The organism is Staphylococcus sp. HMSC34G04, assembly GCF_001838765.1.
GTDB lineage: Bacteria > Bacillota > Bacilli > Staphylococcales > Staphylococcaceae > Staphylococcus > Staphylococcus epidermidis.
Genome location: NZ_KV838719.1, coordinates 49,000 through 67,446, shown reverse-complemented (window position 1 = coordinate 67,446; position 18,447 = coordinate 49,000). Strand labels below are relative to the sequence as shown.

Here is an 18,447-nt window from a genome sequence, read left to right as displayed (position 1 = left end):
TTTATATTTTATTAGAAATATTTAATTGCTATATCTGAATTCAAATATTCATTTACAATTATTAATTTGTTGTTCTTTGAATAACGATTGTTATTAGAATGTGATAAAGGTGTTAAACTCCATATTATATTTCACATATAGATGGTTAATATTAATAACTACCTTAATAGTATTGAAAAGAATTTACATTTTGCTATCCTTAAAAGACGTTTAATAATAGATTAGCGACGATTTTATGTTGAATAGCTAAAAATACTCCCTTCAAAGTTTTCATTGTATTAATGTCTACTTTGAAGGGAGTTTATTAATTGATATCTCCGATTCTGTGGTTTATAAATTTATAATATTAGTCATTCACTTTTTTATCTTTTTTCTTTTTGCGTGAGGACATGATTGCTAAACCAGATATTAAAGTAACTCCAGCTAATGGTACTGATTTATCAACATTTCCTGTCTCTGGTAGAGATTTAATTGTATTATTCTCGGAACTATAACATTGATTAGATTTTTCTGTCATAGATGTTGTTGAGCCTTGACTACTCAATATTTTATCTTCTCTTAATTGTATTGACTTAAGTTTTTCAATCGTCTCGTTAACTATTTCATCAACTTCTTTATTTGTGGTTACTTTATTAAGTTGACTTAAAGCGTTACTAACAATTTCATTTATCAATGTATGAGCATTTTGTTTCACTCTAGTACTAGCACTTAGATTTGCATTTATCATTTGCTTTACATGATCTGCTTCTAATTTAATTTCCTTCAATGCTTTAGCTTTTTTACGTACAATTGAGTTTAATTTATCCACTTCAACTTTAAAGTTTCGGACAATTGTATCAACTGACACAATTGTTTCAGCTTCGTCAATCTGTTTATGTGCACGATTGATTAAAGCTTTAAGTTTACTTACAAATATTTGTTTTTCTTCGTTAGTCGCTCTAGAAGATATGTCATTAATTCTATCGTCACTATATCCATCAATGTATGCTTTAGCTTCTAATTTTTTATGTGCTTGAATTTCAATCGAGTCTATTAAAGATATACTTTCTTTTAATGCAGCGCTCACTGATTCATTATTTTGAGATTGATGAATATGATTAATAGCTGATTTTAAAGCTTGTTCTAATTCATTGACAGCTGATTGCTTTTCTTCAATAGTAGCTTCTTGATTTTGTTTAAATTTATTTAATTTTTTATCTGCTAGTTTTTGAATTTCTGCTATAGCTTCAGGCTTTTTAATGGCAATGACAGAAATTTTATTAATTTCAGAAGTTGCTATTTCTTTAGCTCTATTAACAGCTTCATTAGTTAATGCTTGGTCAATTGAAAGATTTGCTTGTGTTAGAGTTGTGTCTAATTGATTTAATGCTACATCTTTTTCTTCTTTAGTCGCTTCTTCATTATCATTAATTAATCCACGAATAACTTCTGCTTTTTGATGAATTTCATTTCTTGCAGCCGATTTAATTTCAATAACAGGTAGTATTTTAGAAATTTCATCAATACTTTGTTTTTTAATATCTTTAACTTCTTCATTTGTTTGAGCTTTATCTATTGCTTCGGCTATTCTTGCTGCATATTTAATTAATTTATCGATAGCCGAGGCTTTTTCTTCAACTGTAGACTCTTTATTATTCTTTATTAAATCACGTTGAGCGTCTAATTGAATAGTGATTTCATTTAATGCTTGTGGTTTGATAGTTGATATTGGTTTGATTTTATGAATAGCTTCAATCGTTTTGTTTTTTGTATCATAAACTTCTTGATTTTTATTAACATTATTAATTGTAATAAATGAATGATTTACTAATGTATCAACTTGTTTTAAAGCTTCTTCTTTTTCTTCTCTTGTCGCATCACTATTTCCATTAATACGTTCTCTTTGAATTTCAGCTTGTGCATTGATTTCTTCAAATGCTTGTGGTTTAACTTGTACATCTGCACTGATTGCTTGTAACAATGTTATTGTGTTTGATTTTGTTCCAAGTACTTCGCTATCAGTGTTAGCTTCTCGTATTTTTTCATTTGCATCATCAACAATCGCCTTAACTTTATTCAGTGCAATTTGTCGTTCTTCTTCTGTAGCATATGGCGTATTATTGATAGAGTTGTTTAATTGACTCGCCTTATCACTAATTGCTTTTCTGGCAGTAGGCTTTTGAGTTATGTTGATAAATATACTATTTAATTCATTTAATCCAAATAATTCATCTTGCGCAACTTGTATATCTTTTCGGTCTTTTTCAATGGCATTGAATACTAATGATAATTGTTCTTTTACATGATTAATCGCATCATTACGTTCCTCATGAGTAACATCTGGAGTATTTTCAAAATTTTTAATCAATTGTTTAGCAAGTGCATTAAGTACAGAACGTGCTACCGCTTTTGTATCTACACGTGGTAAAATAGTTTTCATTTTTTGGGAAACTTCATTATAAGTATCATCAACTTCATTATTTGTGTGTGCAAGACCAATTTGTTTTTTTGCATCTAAAAGTATTTTATTTAACTTACTATTAGCTTCTTGAAGTTCATCTTCAGTTGCATCAGGATAACTATTAATTATAGCTTCTTGAGTATCTGAAACATCATATAATTTTAATATAGCATTTTTCTTTTTATTATATTCTGGTCTGTATTCAGTTATGTTATTCACCCCAGAAGTTTTAGCATTATCTACTTCATTATCTGTATTAGCTTGATTTATAGAATTAATGATTTCTTTAACCTGTTCATCTAAATGTTGTAACGCATTATCTTTTTCCTCTTGTGTAGCACTAAATTCTTGCTCTATTTCATCAATTTTGTTTTGTTGCGCTTTAACAATTTCAGCTACTGCATTACGTTTTTTACTAAAATCTGGTCTGAAGTTATTGATTTGATCTAAACTATTTTGCTCAGCATTTTCAACTTGCTGATTAGTTTGAGATTGATTTACATCATTTTTGGCTTTTTCATGAATTTGATTTAACTGATTTAAACCCTCTCTTACTTCATCATGAGTTGCATTTTGTGTTTGTTTAATTTCAGTTTTCTTTTTTTCTACTGCGCTTTCAATTTTAGATTTGGCAGTAGGTTTTTTAACTACAAGTGGTTGAATATCTCTAATTGTACCTATACCTTTGTTCTTTTCTACATTCACTTGGTTGGTATCTGGCGCATCCTCAATAGCTTGATTTGTTGTCTCGACAACGTGATTTAAATTGTCACTAGCAACTAATTTTTCTTCAGTCGTTGCTTCATCATTACTATTAATTTGTATGTTTTTCTGCTCTTTTTCAGCATTTACATCAGCTTTAGCTTTATCTTTAACTGTAGTAGCAGGTAATATATTTTCAATTTCAGCTATTCCGTTTACTACAGTCTTTTCTACATCATCATTAGTTTGACCTTTATCTATTTTAGCTATAGCTTTTTTAAGGACTTCTTGTAGTTTTGTACTTGCTTCCTGTCTTTCTTCAATTGTTGAATTAGGATGAGTTGCAATAGTACTTTGTTGTTGGTTAGCTTTTTCATTTAATCTGTGACGCCCGGTTGCTTTTGTTTGTGGATGTGGTTGAATTTGCTCTATATCTTGAATACTACGTGTTTTCGCATTATCTACATCTTTATTTGACTGTGCTTGATCAATATTTACTTTAGCCTGATTAAGTAATTGGTTTATTTTATTTAATGCTTCAGTTTTTTCTTCATTCGTAGCTTCTTGGTTCTCTTGTATTTCTTGAGTTTGTGAATTAAATGCTTCTTGGATTGCATTTAAAGCATCTCGTTTCTTACTAACTTGTGGTACAATTGCCTCAATTTTAGGTCTTGCTTTATCTAAAGCTTGATCAACCTCGTTGTTATGATCTACATTAGCAATTTCATCTGATGCGGACGTTAGTACATTTTGAAGTAATCTATTAGCTTCAGCTTTTTCTTCAAGTGTTGCATCAGGCGTATTTTCAATAATTTTCTTTTGATTATCAATGAATTGATTCAATTGGTTTTTAACGTTTTGTTTCTTGATAACTTCAACTTGAACAGCGTTAATATTTTGAACAGCTTGATTTTTAATATTATTTACTTCCTCAGTAGTTTGCGCTTTCAGGATATTAGCATCTGCTTCTTCTTGAAGACCATCAACTTTATTATTTGCTTCTTCTTTTTCTTCTGCTGTTGCATTTGGCGTTTGATCTATTATAGCGTTTTTATTTTTAGCTTCGGTAGCTAGAGCTGCTAATGCATTAGTTTTGACTGCTGTACTTGGTAATATTTGGGTAATACTCGTGTTACCACTATTTTTAGCATCATTAACTAATTGTGTAGTTGTAGCATTAGTAATACTGTTAATAGCATCAATTTTAGCTACATTAACTCTATCTATAGCGGCTGATTTTTCTTCATTAGTTGATTTATTATTTGTATTGATAGTATCAATTTGACTTTGCGCAACTTGTTCAATCTCTTGTTTAGCATTACGTTTAATATTAGTCTCAGGATGAACCTCAGAAATTTTAGCAATTCCATTATTTTCCGCAATTTTCACATCATTATTTGAGTGTGCCTGTGATACTTGATTTAACGCTTCATTCTTTACTTCTTCTAATTTGCCAAGTGCTATTTGTTTTTCTTCTAGTGTCGCATCTTGATTTTGATTTATTAAAGTCGTTTGTTCCGCAGCTTTTTTTCTAATATTTTCATTAGCCTTAGGTTTTACAACTACAATAGGTTCAACATTTCTTATTGTTTCTAATATATTATTTTTTTCGTCTGTAACATTTTGATTTGCTAAAGCTGCTTGTATTCTATCATTGACTCCATTTGTATCTTGATTAAGTCTCTCAAGTGCTTCTTGTTTTTCTTCAGTTGTAGCATTTTGATTCTGATCTATTGTCGATCTTTGTTGACCTATTGCTTGGGCAATATCTGCTTTAGCTTGTGTTTTAGTTTGGGTAGACAACTCAATACGTTGTAACTTTTGCTTACCATCTTCTAAATTCTCATCCACTAACGCATTTGTATTTGCACCATTAATATTGTTACGTGCTTGTGCTAACGTATCATCTATAGATTGTATTGCCGTATTTTTTTCTTCAGTAGTTGCATCTTGATTGGCTCTTATATCTGATTTTTTACTTTCAGCTAGATTAGTCAAAATATTGATGGCATCTTGTCTTTTATGTGCATTTGCATTAATCAATTTAATTGCAGTAATAGCTTGTGCTTTTACATTATCAACTTGATTATCTTGTGTACTTTCATGAATTTTTTGAATTTCTTCATTTAATTTTTGGGTCACTAATTGTTTTGCAACCTCTTTTTCATCATCAGTAGCATTACCATCATTACCTATTAAAGTCTTTTGGTTATTAGCTTCTTGAGTCAAATCATTTATAGCAGTCGGTTTTTTGATCACATTGGGTAGTACACTCTTGATTGTAGCAATACTATTTGTTTTAGATTCATTTACTTCTTGAGTACTATGTGCATTATTAATATTTTGTATTGCTTGTGCTAATCCGGCATTGACTCTATTTGTTGCATCTTGCTTTTCTTCTTCGGTTGCATCAGGCGTGTTGTTAATTTGGATCAATTGTTCTTGAGCTTTGTCATTTATTTCTTGTTTAGCATTTGTTTTAGTTTGAGTTGATGGATGAATATTGTTTATTTTTTCTAACCCATTAGTTTTAGCACTATTGACTTCCCTTTCAGTATCACTATTTGTAATATTAGATTTGACTTCAGTTTTCGCTTTTTCAACCAGCTTTCTAGCCTCTGCTTTTTCTTCATCTGTTGCATCATTATTACCATTGATGATTGTAACTTGTTGCTCAGCTTTTTTATCAATCGCCGTTTTAGCATCTGTTTTAATTGTTGTTGCTGGTATTATGGTAGCAATCTCATTCATGCCGTTATCTTTAGCATTATCAACTTGATTATTAGTTTGCGCTTGATTGATATTTGTTATAGTTTTATTTTTACTAATCTCCAGAAGTCGTTTAGCTTCATCTTTTTCTTCATTAGTTGCATCTTTATTATTATTAATTAACTCTGTTTGTGAAATAAATTTAGTTTGTAACTCTTGAAGTGCGTCAGATTTTCTAGTTGGATTAGCATGAATCGTTTCTAATTCTTGAAGTCCAGTATTTTTGTGCTGTTCAACGTCATTGTCACGTCTGTCTTGATTTATTAGATTCTTAACTTCTTCTCTTTTAACATTCAATCTTTGAATTGCATCTTGTTTTTCTTCTTCTGTAGCATTAGGCGTTGCATTGATTTGACGCTTTAAATCTTCAAACTTTGAATCTAATTCCATTCGAGCGGATGGTTTTTTTGCAACATTTGCTTGAATATTAGTTATCGTATCTATAGCCTCAGTTTTTGCATCAGATACTTGTTGGTTTGTTTGCGCTTGATCAACTTTGTTGTATCCTGCATCTTTAGCTATTTTTAATTTATCTAATGCTTTTTGCTTTTCTTCATCTGTTGCATCTGGTGTAGTGTTGATAGTATTACTTTGCTCATTATATTTATCATCGATACTTTGTTTAGCATCAGATTTTTTGTGCGCATCTGGCGTAACTAATTCAATTTCATGAATGCCGTTAGATTTAGCTTGTGCGACACCATTGTTACTATGTTCATTTTGAATTGCTGTTCTTGCTTCATTTGCTTTTTGATTTGCCAATTGAATAGCCGCTTCTTTTTCCTCAATTGTAGCAGTTTGATGTGTTTGAATTTGATTAATCTGTTGCGCGAGTTTTTGATCAATATCTTTTTTTGCTTTAGACTTAACAGAGGTTGCTGGTAAAACTTTAGCTATTTCATTTATTCCTGTTACTTTAGCATTTTCAATATCACTATTTGAAGATAAAGAGTTAATATTATCTAACGCATTTTGTTTTCTAGCTATAACTAAATTATTGGCGACCTCTTTTTCTTCATCTGTAGCATTATCATTATCATTAATGAATTGCGTTTGTTGTGTTGACTTTTGTTCGATTGCATTTCTTGCCGACTCTTTCTCAACAACTTGCGCATTAATTCGAGATAAAGAAGTTATCGCATCGTCTTTGATATTTTTAACACCTTGGGTTGTATGTTCCGCATTTATTTGTGCTTGAACTCTTGCTAATTCAGCACTTACTCTGTTTATTGCCTCTTGTTTTTCTTCATTAGTAGCATCAGGCGTGTTTTGAATATGAATAATCTGTTCATTTGCTTTATTCTGTACTGCTTGTCTAGCTTCAGATTTCACAGTAGTTGCTGGAGTTATATTTTCTATTTTATTTATTCCATTAGTTTTCGCTTCATTTACTTGGTCTCTAGTGCTACTGTGTTGAATATTATCTTTTGCTTCAATTTTAGCTTCTTCAATTTTACGATTCGCTTCTTGAATTTCCTCAGCTGTAGCATCATTTATTCTTTGAATTTTTATTTTCCTATCAGCTGCTTTACCATCAATATCATTTTTTGCATTTCTTTTAATTGATGTATCAGGTGTGATTGCATTTATGGTTTGTCTACCATCACTCACAATACCATCAATTTGGTTATTGGTTGTAGCATTATCAATCTTACTAATTACATTTTGCTGTGATACATTAACTAAATTATTTGCGACTTCCTTCTCTTCAGTTGTAGCATCATCATTATTTTGTATAGTTTGTTTATGTTGTTGAACAATATCATTAATCGTAGTTCTGGCTTCTTGTTTTTTCCTAACATCCACATGTATATTTTGAATATTTTGAATTCCATTAGTAAGTGCTGTATCAACATTTTGATTTGTTTGTGCTTGATTTATGTCATTGAGTGTACTTTTTTTTGCTTGTGTTAATCTAGTTAACGCATCTTGTTTTTCATCTTGAGTTGCATGAGGAGTTGAATTTAATTCAGCTTCTTTTTCTTGAAACTTTTGATTTACTTGATCTCTAGCTTGTTGCTTTTTAGTGAAATTAGTCTGAATTTTACTGATATTACTTATACCTATATTTAAGGCGTTATCAACATTTTGATTAGAAGCAGCCTGTGTAATTTGTTCATCAGCTGAATTTTTAGCATCATTCAAACTTTGAATTGCTTTTTGTTTTTCTTCTATAGTGCCTTCATTATCAGTATTAATCGCACTCTGCTTTTCATTTACTTTAGCAATCAGTGCTTGTCTAGCTTGAGGTTTTTTTTGAACATTAACATCAGTATGAGTAATAATTTGTTCTGCATTACTAAGTGCTTGATCTACATCATCATTAGAATTTGCTTGGTTGATATGATTATTGCCATTGGTAACAGCTTGCGAAACAACACTGACAGCTTCTTGTTTCTCTTCAGTCGTAGCATCAGGTGTTTGAGCTATTGCTGACTTTTTCTCGTTTCCTTTTTGTTCTAATAATGTTTTTGTATTATTTTTCTTAACTGCATTAGGTTGATCTTGATTAATAGTATTTATGCCATTATTCTTAGCTTCAGAAACTTGTTGAGTTGACTGAGCTTGATTGATATTTGCTATTGTAGCTTGCTTATGTGCTTCTACTTGATTTAATGCATCCTGCTTTTCTTCAGTTGTTGCCATATTATTTGAATTAATTTGTTGATTTTGTGCAATAGCTTTAGCTTCAACTGCTGCACGTGCGTCCTCTTTAATCTTCGTTGCAGGACTTATTGTGGATATGATACCACTTCCCATTGTTTGTGCTTGATCAACATCTCTATTAGTAGGTGCATTGCTAATATTTTGAGTTGCAGTTAATAATGCTTCATTAACTTTACGCTCTGCATCTGCCTTTTCTTCAGTCGTTGCATTATTGTTCGCTTGAATTAAACGTTTTTGTTCATCCGCTTTAGCATTGATAGTTGCTATTGCATTTTGTCTTTTCACTGGAGTTAATGGTACTTGTTGTATCGTATTCGTTCCATTGTTTTGTGCTTCAGTGACATCATCATTACCTTGTGCAGTGTTAATATTTTGAATCGCTTCATCTTTTGATCTATTAACAAGTGTGATAGCATCATTTCTTTCATCTAATGTAGCTTGTGTATTATTGTTGATATCCTTAATTTTTGAATTTGCACTGTTGGTAACTGCCTCTCTAGCTTCTGCTTTTTTAGTTGGATTTGGAATATCTGTAGCTATTAATCTCGTACCATTATCTCTTGCTTCATTCACAGTGGTATCTGTTTCTGCCTCACCTATTTTGGCGATAGCATCAGATGAATGTGCCTCAACTTGACTAATCGCTTCATTTTGTTCCTCAGTCGTTGCTTCATGATTGTTACGTATAAGCGTCTTTTGTTGTTCCGCTTTGTTATTCACAACTTGTCGAGCATTTGGTTTAGTTACTGGATGTGGAGTATCACTTTCTAGAGTGTGTAATCCAGCCTCTTTAACTCTTTCAACACCATCATCTGTAAGTTCATCATCAATGTTATTAGAAATTTCATTTTTATGATTTTCAATTTGATCAACTAATGTAACTTTTTCTTCAGTAGTTAATTCTGTACTATCATATACACCATCAGTCATTTCTTGAGCTTTATCATTAATTTCTCTCGAAGCACTCACACGACTTATTAGTGTTGTTTGTAATTCGTGTAATAAATCATCAATTTGAGTTTGAGAGTATCTTTGGTTAAAAGGTGTATTGTTTGTTTCTTCATCCAGAACAGTCTGAGCACGTTCTTTCAACTTATTATATTTATTATAAGAAGCAAGTGTATAGTTCGATGGGATGATATCCTTATTGACCTGTTCTGATAAATCGTCTTTATTCATGATGACATTAATACTGAAAGGTGTTTGTTGACCAGTAACAGTATTGTCATTAGTGTTGATGTAATATTCAGAAAATGTCTTATATTTAATTGCTTCATTGAAAGTCACTTCACGTGGCGTTGAGATGTTGACAGGTCTAAGCTTGTATCTTATATTTAGTATTTTATTGGGCAAGAATCTAGCAACATCCTGAGCACTTCTTCCTAAATTTAAACCATTACTAGAAAATGTTAAAGTATGATTTTGTCTATCGAAATTAACTGAAAACGGATTTACCGTAGAATTCGGCACATTCCCGTTAACAAATGAAACTTCAGTTGAATTATCAACGTATTCGAAATTGTCTGGTAGTGTGACTTTATAAGTAAGTTCATTTTGACCTATAGCAGCAGCGAAGTTACCATTATTCTCTATACGAGTATTAACTTCAAATTCTTTTCCATTCTTTACATTTTTGTTAACTTGTCTTGATTTCACATATAGATGTGAACCAGAATTAACACCAATTGTATCTATAAAAGAATAGTATCTATACCCATCATGTAGCTGTTGAATTCTTTTAAAATCTGAGTGTATTTCGTTCATAGGTAGAAATTGAACTTTTAGCCTATGTACGTTATCAGGTAACTTGAATAAACGATATACGCCGCCTCCTTGAATATCAGTTGAAGCAATTTCTTGATTATTTTCTGCATTTCTTAAAACTAATTGAGTTCCACCTTTTCTGTTTTTAGCAGTCATTGTATTAAATGAAAATATTATCTCAGAATTAGGATTTACTGAAAATTCTTTTTCTATACCGTTGAAACCATCATGATCATTCGGATCATTTCCTTTAATACGTCCTAAGGCTACGACATTATCTACTGCTTGATAATTTTTCGGATCGGCACTATCAAACACACTTGTACGTTCTAACACACTATTTAATAAGCCAACCTTACCACCATTAACCATTGTAAAGCCATTTAGACTATCAACTACCTTTACCTCAGGTCGAGAGCGATTTGTACTTGTCTTTATTCCTAAATCATCAAATGTAATTACAGTGTTAATGCTATTTGGACCTGTATTACTTAAATTTGGATCCGTATTTTGAGTTGTACTTGTAGCGTCATTTCCGCTATTTGTATCTAATGATCTTTTCCCTCTCTTTTTAGGTTTACTTGATGATTCTGTTGTAGCTTTATTTTCCGGAATCGATGAATTTGAATGATTTGAGTTCGTATGATTTGTTACATCTTCAGATTGGGCTTCAATATGATGTTTAACCGGCTGATTAACATGTAACCCGTTGTCACTCGTATCATTATTTTCATAGATATTGGTATAAGGTGCTGTTTGAGCAGATTCAGCTTCTTCAGCATTTATTGCAATTGGTTGAGCATTATGATGAGGATCATTTTGTGTTTGCTTAGTTTCAGTAGATGAAGGTACTGTTTGCTCAGATAATGTATTTGTTGTTTCCTCACTTATAGGATTAGACTGAGATGTGTTTTCTAACCCTCCATCAGATTGAGCTGTAGTGTCATTATTTTGAGAAGGTTCCAGTTCTGATGCTGTTGCTTGCCCCGGATGAGCTAAAAATGCGACTGTAGCTATTAATGCTGAAAAAATACCTATATTAAATTTTCTAATACTAAATTTCTGTTTTCTAAATAGATTCATTAAATTGGCCTCCTAGTTGTAAATTCTTTATGATGTATGTCTAATGAACTTTGAAAAATATTTAAAGTAATGACTCTTCCCAATATCGCTCATTTAATTAAACACAACTATTTAAAGTCTTTTTAATTTTATCATCTATATTATTCTAAATCTAGTAGTATAAAAATTTATCTTAATATATTTTTAATTGATATCGGAATTTGTTTTTTGAGATCTACATTGAATTATTTAATGATTTTTATATCAAAAAAAGTACGATTAAGATTTCAAATCAAAATCTTAATCGTACTCAGTGACCATATTTGTGATTTACATTCTAACTGCAGAAATTCCTAGAATAAATTATAAACTCATTTGTATTAATTTTTAACTTAGAATATCGTTATCTACAACTTCGAAGTTCTTTAAATATTATCAATTACAGTACCTTCATCGCCCCAAGCATTCATTCCACCTTCGACGTTTACAGCATGAACACCTTGTTCTTCTAAATATGAAACTACTTTAGCACTGCGTGATCCCGCTGCACATACAATATAATATGTGTCATTTTTATTGAATTCTTTCAAATTATCAGGAATTTCATCCATAGGAATTGTTTTTGCTCCAGGAATAACACCCATTTCAGTTTCTTCGTTTGTGCGAACATCTACAATGTTAACTGGATTTGAATCTAATATTTTTTTCTTTAATTCATCTACTGTTATTGACTCCATTTAATAGCACTCCTTTAGAAAAATATTATTTAGCAACTATATTAACTAGTTTTTGAGGTACAGCAATAACTTTTTTAACTTCTTTTCCTTCAATACTCATTTTAACATTATCATTAGACAAGGCTAAGTCTTGCATTTCTTCTTTAGATAAATCTTTTGGTATATTGATTTTTGCTCTAACTTTACCATTGACTTGAACTACGATTTCAACTTCATCATCAACTAATAAGCTTTCATCAAATGTTGGCCATGGTTGATAAGTAATGGTATTTTCATGCCCTAATCGATCCCATAATTCTTCACCAATGTGTGGTGCAATAGGGGCTAACATTTTTACAAACCCTTCGATATAAGGTTTGTAAACTTCATTTGTTTTATAACACTCATTAATAAACACCATTAATTGACTGATTGCGGTATTAAAACTAAGTGTATCAAAATCTTCTGTTACTTTTTTCACAGTTTGATTGTATACTTTATCAAGTGAATGATCGTTAGAATCTACAATTTTTTTATTGATTGAATTTTCATCAGTAATGATAAGTCTCCAAACGCGATCTAAGAATCTTCTAGAACCATCTAAACCTTTTTCACTCCATGCGATCGCAGCATCTAACGGTCCCATAAACATTTCATATAGTCGTAATGTATCAGCACCATGTGATGCAACTATATCATCTGGATTAATCACATTGCCTTTAGACTTACTCATTTTTTCATTGCCTTCGCCTAAAATCATTCCCTGGTTGTATAGTTTTTGGAATGGTTCTTTTGTCGGTACAACACCTAAGTCATATAACACTTTATGCCAGAATCTTGCATATAATAAGTGAAGTACTGCATGTTCCACGCCTCCAATATATAAATCAACAGGTAGCCAATGTTTTAATTTTTCAGGATCCGCTATCATTTTTTCGTTATGTGGATCAATGTAACGTAAATAGTACCAGCAACTGCCAGCCCATTGAGGCATTGTATTGGTTTCTCGGCGCCCCCTCATACCTGTCTTTTCATCGATAACGTTTACGAACGCATCTATATTTGCAAGTGGAGATTCACCGGTACCTGATGGCTTAATTTCATCTGTTTCTGGAAGTAGTAAAGGCAATTCATCTTCAGGAACTGTAGTCATTGATCCATCTTCCCAATGTATAATAGGAATTGGTTCTCCCCAATAACGTTGCCTACTAAATAACCAATCACGTAATTTATAATTGACTTTTTTCTCACCAGCACCTTTAGATTCAAGCAATTCTATCGCTTTACTTATTGCCGCTTCATTTTCTAGACCGTCTAATTCTCCAGAATTAATGTGTTTTCCTTCACCTGTGTATGCATTTTTTTGAACTTCGCCACCCTCTATAACTTCGATAATTGGCAAATTAAACTTCGTAGCAAATTCATGATCTCGCTCATCATGTCCAGGCACAGCCATTACTGCACCAGTACCGTAAGTTGATAAAACATAATCTGCTATCCAAATAGGTAATTTATCGCCAGAGAGCGGATTAATTGCAAATGCTCCAGTAAACACACCTGTTTTTTCTTTAGCTAAGTCTGTACGTTCTAAATCAGATTTTTTTGATGCTTCATTTTGATACATTTTGACTTCTTGTTCTTTATCACTTGTCGTAATTTCATTCACAAGTGGGTGCTCTGGGCTTAAAACTAAGAAAGAAGTACCATAGATTGTGTCTGGTCGTGTCGTAAACACTTCAATGTTTTGGTCAGATTTTTCAATTTTAAATGTTACTTTGGCACCTTCTGAACGTCCAATCCAGTTTCGTTGCATGTCTTTAATCGATTCAGGCCAATCTAACTCATCTAAATCTTCTAGTAATCTATCAGCATATTCTGTAATTTTGAGCACCCATTGTTTCATAGGCTTACGGTAAACAGGATGACCGCCACGTTCTGATACCCCATCGACAACCTCTTCATTCGACAAAACAGTACCTAATGCAGGACACCAATTAACAGCAACTTCATCAACATAAGCTAAACCTTTATTATACAACTGAATAAATATCCACTGCGTCCATTTATAATATTCAGGATCTGTAGTATTCACTTCTCTATCCCAATCATAACTAAATCCTAATTCTTGAATTTGTCTTTTGAAAGTTTGAATATTCTTCTGTGTAAATTCACGAGGATCATTACCGGTATCTAAAGCATATTGTTCTGCCGGTAAACCAAAAGCGTCCCATCCCATAGGATGTAATACATTGTAACCTTGCATTCTTTTATATCGTGAGATGATATCTGTTGCCGTATATCCTTCTGGGTGACCTACGTGTAAACCAGCACCAGATGGATAAGGAAACATGTCTAATGCATAAAATTTCTTTTGTCCTAAATTGTCATTCGTTTTAAAGGTCTTATTTTCTTCCCAGTAATTCTGCCACTTCTTTTCAATTTCCTTATGATTATAATTCAACACATTTCCTCCTAATTCATAAAAAAGACATCCCTACTATTAATGATTTGAAAGGGACGACCTGCGCCGCGTTACCACCCTTATTCGCTAACAATTAGCGCACTTCATTTTAATAGTAAGAGATGTCTAATTAAATGTCGTTTATGTTAATAAGTCATTTAGTCCTTAACACTAGTTCTCACCAACACTAGCTCTCTGTAGAAAAGCCTCTAAATGCTTAATACTATACGTGTTTAATATTATTGTATATGGTCAATGAATGCAAGTAGTTAATTAAACATCATTACATTATTAAACACCATTCTGATTTCGTCGTCCTCTTGATTGATGTTGATTTTTAAAATTCTTAGGCAACACTTTATCATAGAAACTTAAAAATAACAGTGCAAAACTTAATAATATAATCATCCCAATAAACATCATACTCATATTAAATGTATCTACAAGTATACCGCCAATAAAAGGTCCAAATGCTTTTCCCACTGTAGATGCTGAATTAACAAATCCTTGGTATTGACCTTGCTTTCCAACTGGTGCAAGTTGATTTGCTATAGTTGGTACTGCAGGCCAAACAAACATTTCTCCAAATGTTAAAATGACCATGCCAACTACAAATATTGCAAAGTGATTTGCAAAACTCGTTACTAGGAAAGAACTCATAAAAATAAAAATACCTACAAACATCTGATGCTTTAAATTACCTTTTAATAAGATGATAATTGGTCTTATTAACGGTTGAGCTACTAAAATCATTATTCCATTGATTGTCCATAATACACTATATTGGGACATTGAAATATTAATTGATTGAGTGAATGAAGCTATCGTTGTTTCCCATTGAATATATGCAATCCAACAAATTGCAAACATTGCACATACTAGCATCATAGCAGTAAATCGTTTTTTATTTTCTTTGCTTTTTAAATCTATCGAATCTTGTGGTTTAAATTTAGCATTAATCTCTAAATTAAACTGTGTAATCGCCACGATGGCAAAAAGTACATACATAATGAGATTTGCCATAAAAATATAATTGAAACTAAATTCAGCCACAAAACCTCCTAATGCCGCACCTAAAGCAACTCCTATATTTTGTGCTAAGTATATAGCATTAAAAGTTTGTCTCCCTCCATTAGGCCAAACGGCACCTGCCATCGCATAAATAGCAGGAACTATCATTCCGCCACCAAATCCAAGTAGTACTAACCAAATTGCGTACCAAGGCCAGCCATGAAACAAATTGAGTAATGTTGTACTACATAAACAAGTAAATGTACCTATTAAAATCGTTTTGTAACCGCCAAGTTTATCAAACAAAGAACCACCTAACAAATTACCTACAACCATTCCAAATGAATTAATCATCAAAACGATACCTGCAATTGTTAAACTCTTATGAAGTTCTTCCTTCATGAAAATTGTATTTAAAGGCCACAAAAAACTGGCGCCAGTTATATTAAGTGCCATACCTATAACTAGCCACCAAACTGATTTAGGTATATTCATATCATGAGTCCCTCTCTTTATATTTTTCTCAATCTACAATAGACACTATAACACTAAAATATGTTAAAATCTGTACTTAGAACTTAAATAGAAAGGAAAATGTATTATGGGTAACTATTTCCCGTATGCCTTTGAAGATAAACGCTATCACACATGGAACTATCATTTAAAAAACAAGTTTGGTCAAAAAATATTTAAAGTCGCTTTAGATGGAGGATTTGATTGCCCAAATAGAGATGGTACTGTAGCTCATGGAGGTTGCACATTTTGTTCTGCAGCAGGAAGCGGTGACTTTGCAGGTAATAGAGCTGAACCAATTGAAGTTCAATTCAAAAAAATAAAAGAACGAATGCATGAAAAATGGAGTGAAGGTCAATATATTGCATACTTTCAGGCGTTTACAAATACGCATGCACCTGTAGAAGTATTAAAAGAAAAATATGAACCTGTATTAAAAGAAGATGGCGTCGTTGGTTTATCAATCGCGACAAGACCTGATTGTTTGCCTGATGATGTTGTAGAATATTTAGCTGAACTTAATCAGCGCACTTACTTATGGGTAGAATTGGGCTTACAAACTGTGCATCAGTCCACTTCCGATTTAATAAATCGTGCTCATGATATGCAAACATACTATGACGGCGTAACAAAATTACGCAAGCATAATATAAATGTTTGTACACACATAATCAACGGCTTACCAGGTGAAAATTATGACATGATGATGGAGACTGCTAAAGAAGTCGCTCAGATGGACGTTCAAGGTATTAAAATTCATTTATTACACTTGCTAAAAGGAACGCCTATGGTTAAACAATATGAAAAAGGTATGCTCGAGTTTATGAGTCAACAAGATTATACTAATCTTGTTTGCGATCAACTTGAAGTATTACCCCCAGAAATGATTGTGCACAGAATCACTGGAGATGGGCCTATAGATTTAATGGTTGGACCAATGTGGAGTGTTAATAAATGGGAAGTATTAAATGAAATTGATAATGAGCTTGCTAGACGAAACTCCTATCAAGGTAAAATGAACAAGCAGAGTATACAATCATGAAACTAGAACGTATTTTACCCTTCGCTAAATCGTTAATTGATTCTCATATTAATCATAATAGTATTGTAATTGATGCAACATGTGGTAATGGGAATGATACTGCTTATTTTGCTCAACATGTTCCAAATGGATTTGTCTATGGATTCGATATACAAGAACAAGCAATTTTGAATACGCACAAAAAAATAAAAGATTATTCGAATGTAAAATTAATCCAATCTGGTCATGAAAATGCTAAATTGCACATTCCTGCCCAATATCATGGCCACATAGATGCTGCTATTTTTAATTTAGGTTATTTACCGAAAGGTAACAAAGAAATTGTCACTAAACCTGAAACAACAATTATGGCTATTAATGAAATCTTTGATATCTTAAGTATTGAAGGAATTATTATATTAGTTATATATCACGGTCATGAAGAAGGTAAAGTAGAAAAAGAAGCACTACTTGAATTTTTACAAAACTTTGATCAAAATAAAGCTCATATATTGCAATATCAATTCATAAATCAAAAGAATAACGCTCCTTTTATCTGTGCTATTGAAAAGCGTAATTAAAAAGTTTATACATGTATATTTTCAATTCAGTCATAGAATACGTGCACGTAAAAAGAACCTGAGACAAGCAAACATTTTGTCCCAGGTTCTTTTTTAATTATAAATTTCATCATGAAGTATACCTTACTTTTAATTACTATTAAGCTTACTGATTATCATAATTTTGAACACATTCTTTAATACATAGTTCAATAAATAATTCTCATAAGTATACTCATGCTTTAAATAAAATAATTTATTCAGTTAAAGATTTAAAGCGCGTTAAATTAAACCGCTAAAATAGATTGTAAACTAGATTGCATTGGTTCAGACTTGATTTTAATTGAGTCATCAATAAATTCTAACAAATCTTCTTTTTTTGAATTTTGCTTGTCATTAAAATGAATAATAACTGTACGTTCATCATCTTGAGGTCTTTCTTTGTAAATCCACTCAAGATTAACTAAATTATTATAAGTACGTGTACGTTTATACGGCTTAATATGAACATATTTATCCATTTCCTTTAAAGTCATTGAGCCTTTTTCTAAAAGTGTAAGTAAAATCAAAATTTCCTCTTTAGACATTCCATATTCTTCTTTGATTGTATTAAAAATTGAATCAATCTCTTTGAATAATGTCTCTAATTGTAAAATACCATAAACCCTGTTCTTTTCACTATTAGCCAAAATTAACATCTCCCAAATAAAAAATTGTGAATTCTATAAACTAACTTAACCATTTCCCCCAAATTTAATTTT

At 31.7% G+C, this 18,447-nt stretch carries 7 protein-coding genes; 2 read left to right on the top strand and 5 right to left on the bottom strand.

What is annotated here, in order from left to right; translation table 11 throughout:
* Positions 1–346: 346 nt before the first annotated feature.
* The 4 genes from HMPREF3241_RS03870 to HMPREF3241_RS03855 form a co-directional block, all read right to left on the bottom strand.
* Complete coding sequence (locus HMPREF3241_RS03870; RefSeq protein ID WP_070853470.1) at positions 347–11,425, bottom strand: SasC/FmtB family protein; 11,079 nt, start codon at positions 11,423–11,425, stop codon at positions 347–349.
* A gap of 404 nt (positions 11,426–11,829) precedes the next feature.
* Positions 11,830–12,141 (bottom strand): rhodanese-like domain-containing protein, encoded by a 312-nt coding sequence (locus HMPREF3241_RS03865; protein ID WP_001830891.1) that lies wholly within the window; start codon positions 12,139–12,141, stop codon positions 11,830–11,832.
* A 25-nt stretch (positions 12,142–12,166) separates the two neighbouring features.
* Positions 12,167–14,584, bottom strand: coding sequence for a leucine--tRNA ligase (gene leuS / locus HMPREF3241_RS03860; RefSeq protein WP_002490143.1), 2,418 nt, complete (start codon positions 14,582–14,584; stop codon positions 12,167–12,169).
* A 288-nt stretch (positions 14,585–14,872) separates the two neighbouring features.
* Positions 14,873–16,087, bottom strand: coding sequence for an MDR family MFS transporter (locus tag HMPREF3241_RS03855; protein WP_002474989.1), 1,215 nt, complete (start codon positions 16,085–16,087; stop codon positions 14,873–14,875).
* A gap of 106 nt (positions 16,088–16,193) precedes the next feature.
* On the opposite strand from HMPREF3241_RS03855, the gene HMPREF3241_RS03850 reads away from it, so the two are divergent.
* Together HMPREF3241_RS03850 and HMPREF3241_RS03845 are read left to right on the top strand one after the other, a co-directional pair.
* Complete coding sequence (locus HMPREF3241_RS03850) at positions 16,194–17,147, top strand: tRNA modification radical SAM protein MnmL/YtqA (protein ID WP_001830802.1); 954 nt, start codon at positions 16,194–16,196, stop codon at positions 17,145–17,147.
* Complete coding sequence (locus HMPREF3241_RS03845) at positions 17,144–17,707, top strand: tRNA 5-(aminomethyl)-2-thiouridylate-methyltransferase MnmM (RefSeq protein WP_002486538.1); 564 nt, start codon at positions 17,144–17,146, stop codon at positions 17,705–17,707. The genes HMPREF3241_RS03850 and HMPREF3241_RS03845 overlap by 4 nt, the downstream gene beginning before the upstream one ends.
* Before the next feature lie 266 nt (positions 17,708–17,973).
* Here the strand turns inward: HMPREF3241_RS03845 and HMPREF3241_RS03840 are convergent, their stop codons facing one another.
* Positions 17,974–18,375: a SarA family transcriptional regulator gene (locus tag HMPREF3241_RS03840; RefSeq protein ID WP_002457854.1), complete on the bottom strand. Its 402-nt coding sequence runs from the start codon at positions 18,373–18,375 to the stop codon at positions 17,974–17,976.
* Positions 18,376–18,447 lie beyond the last annotated feature (72 nt).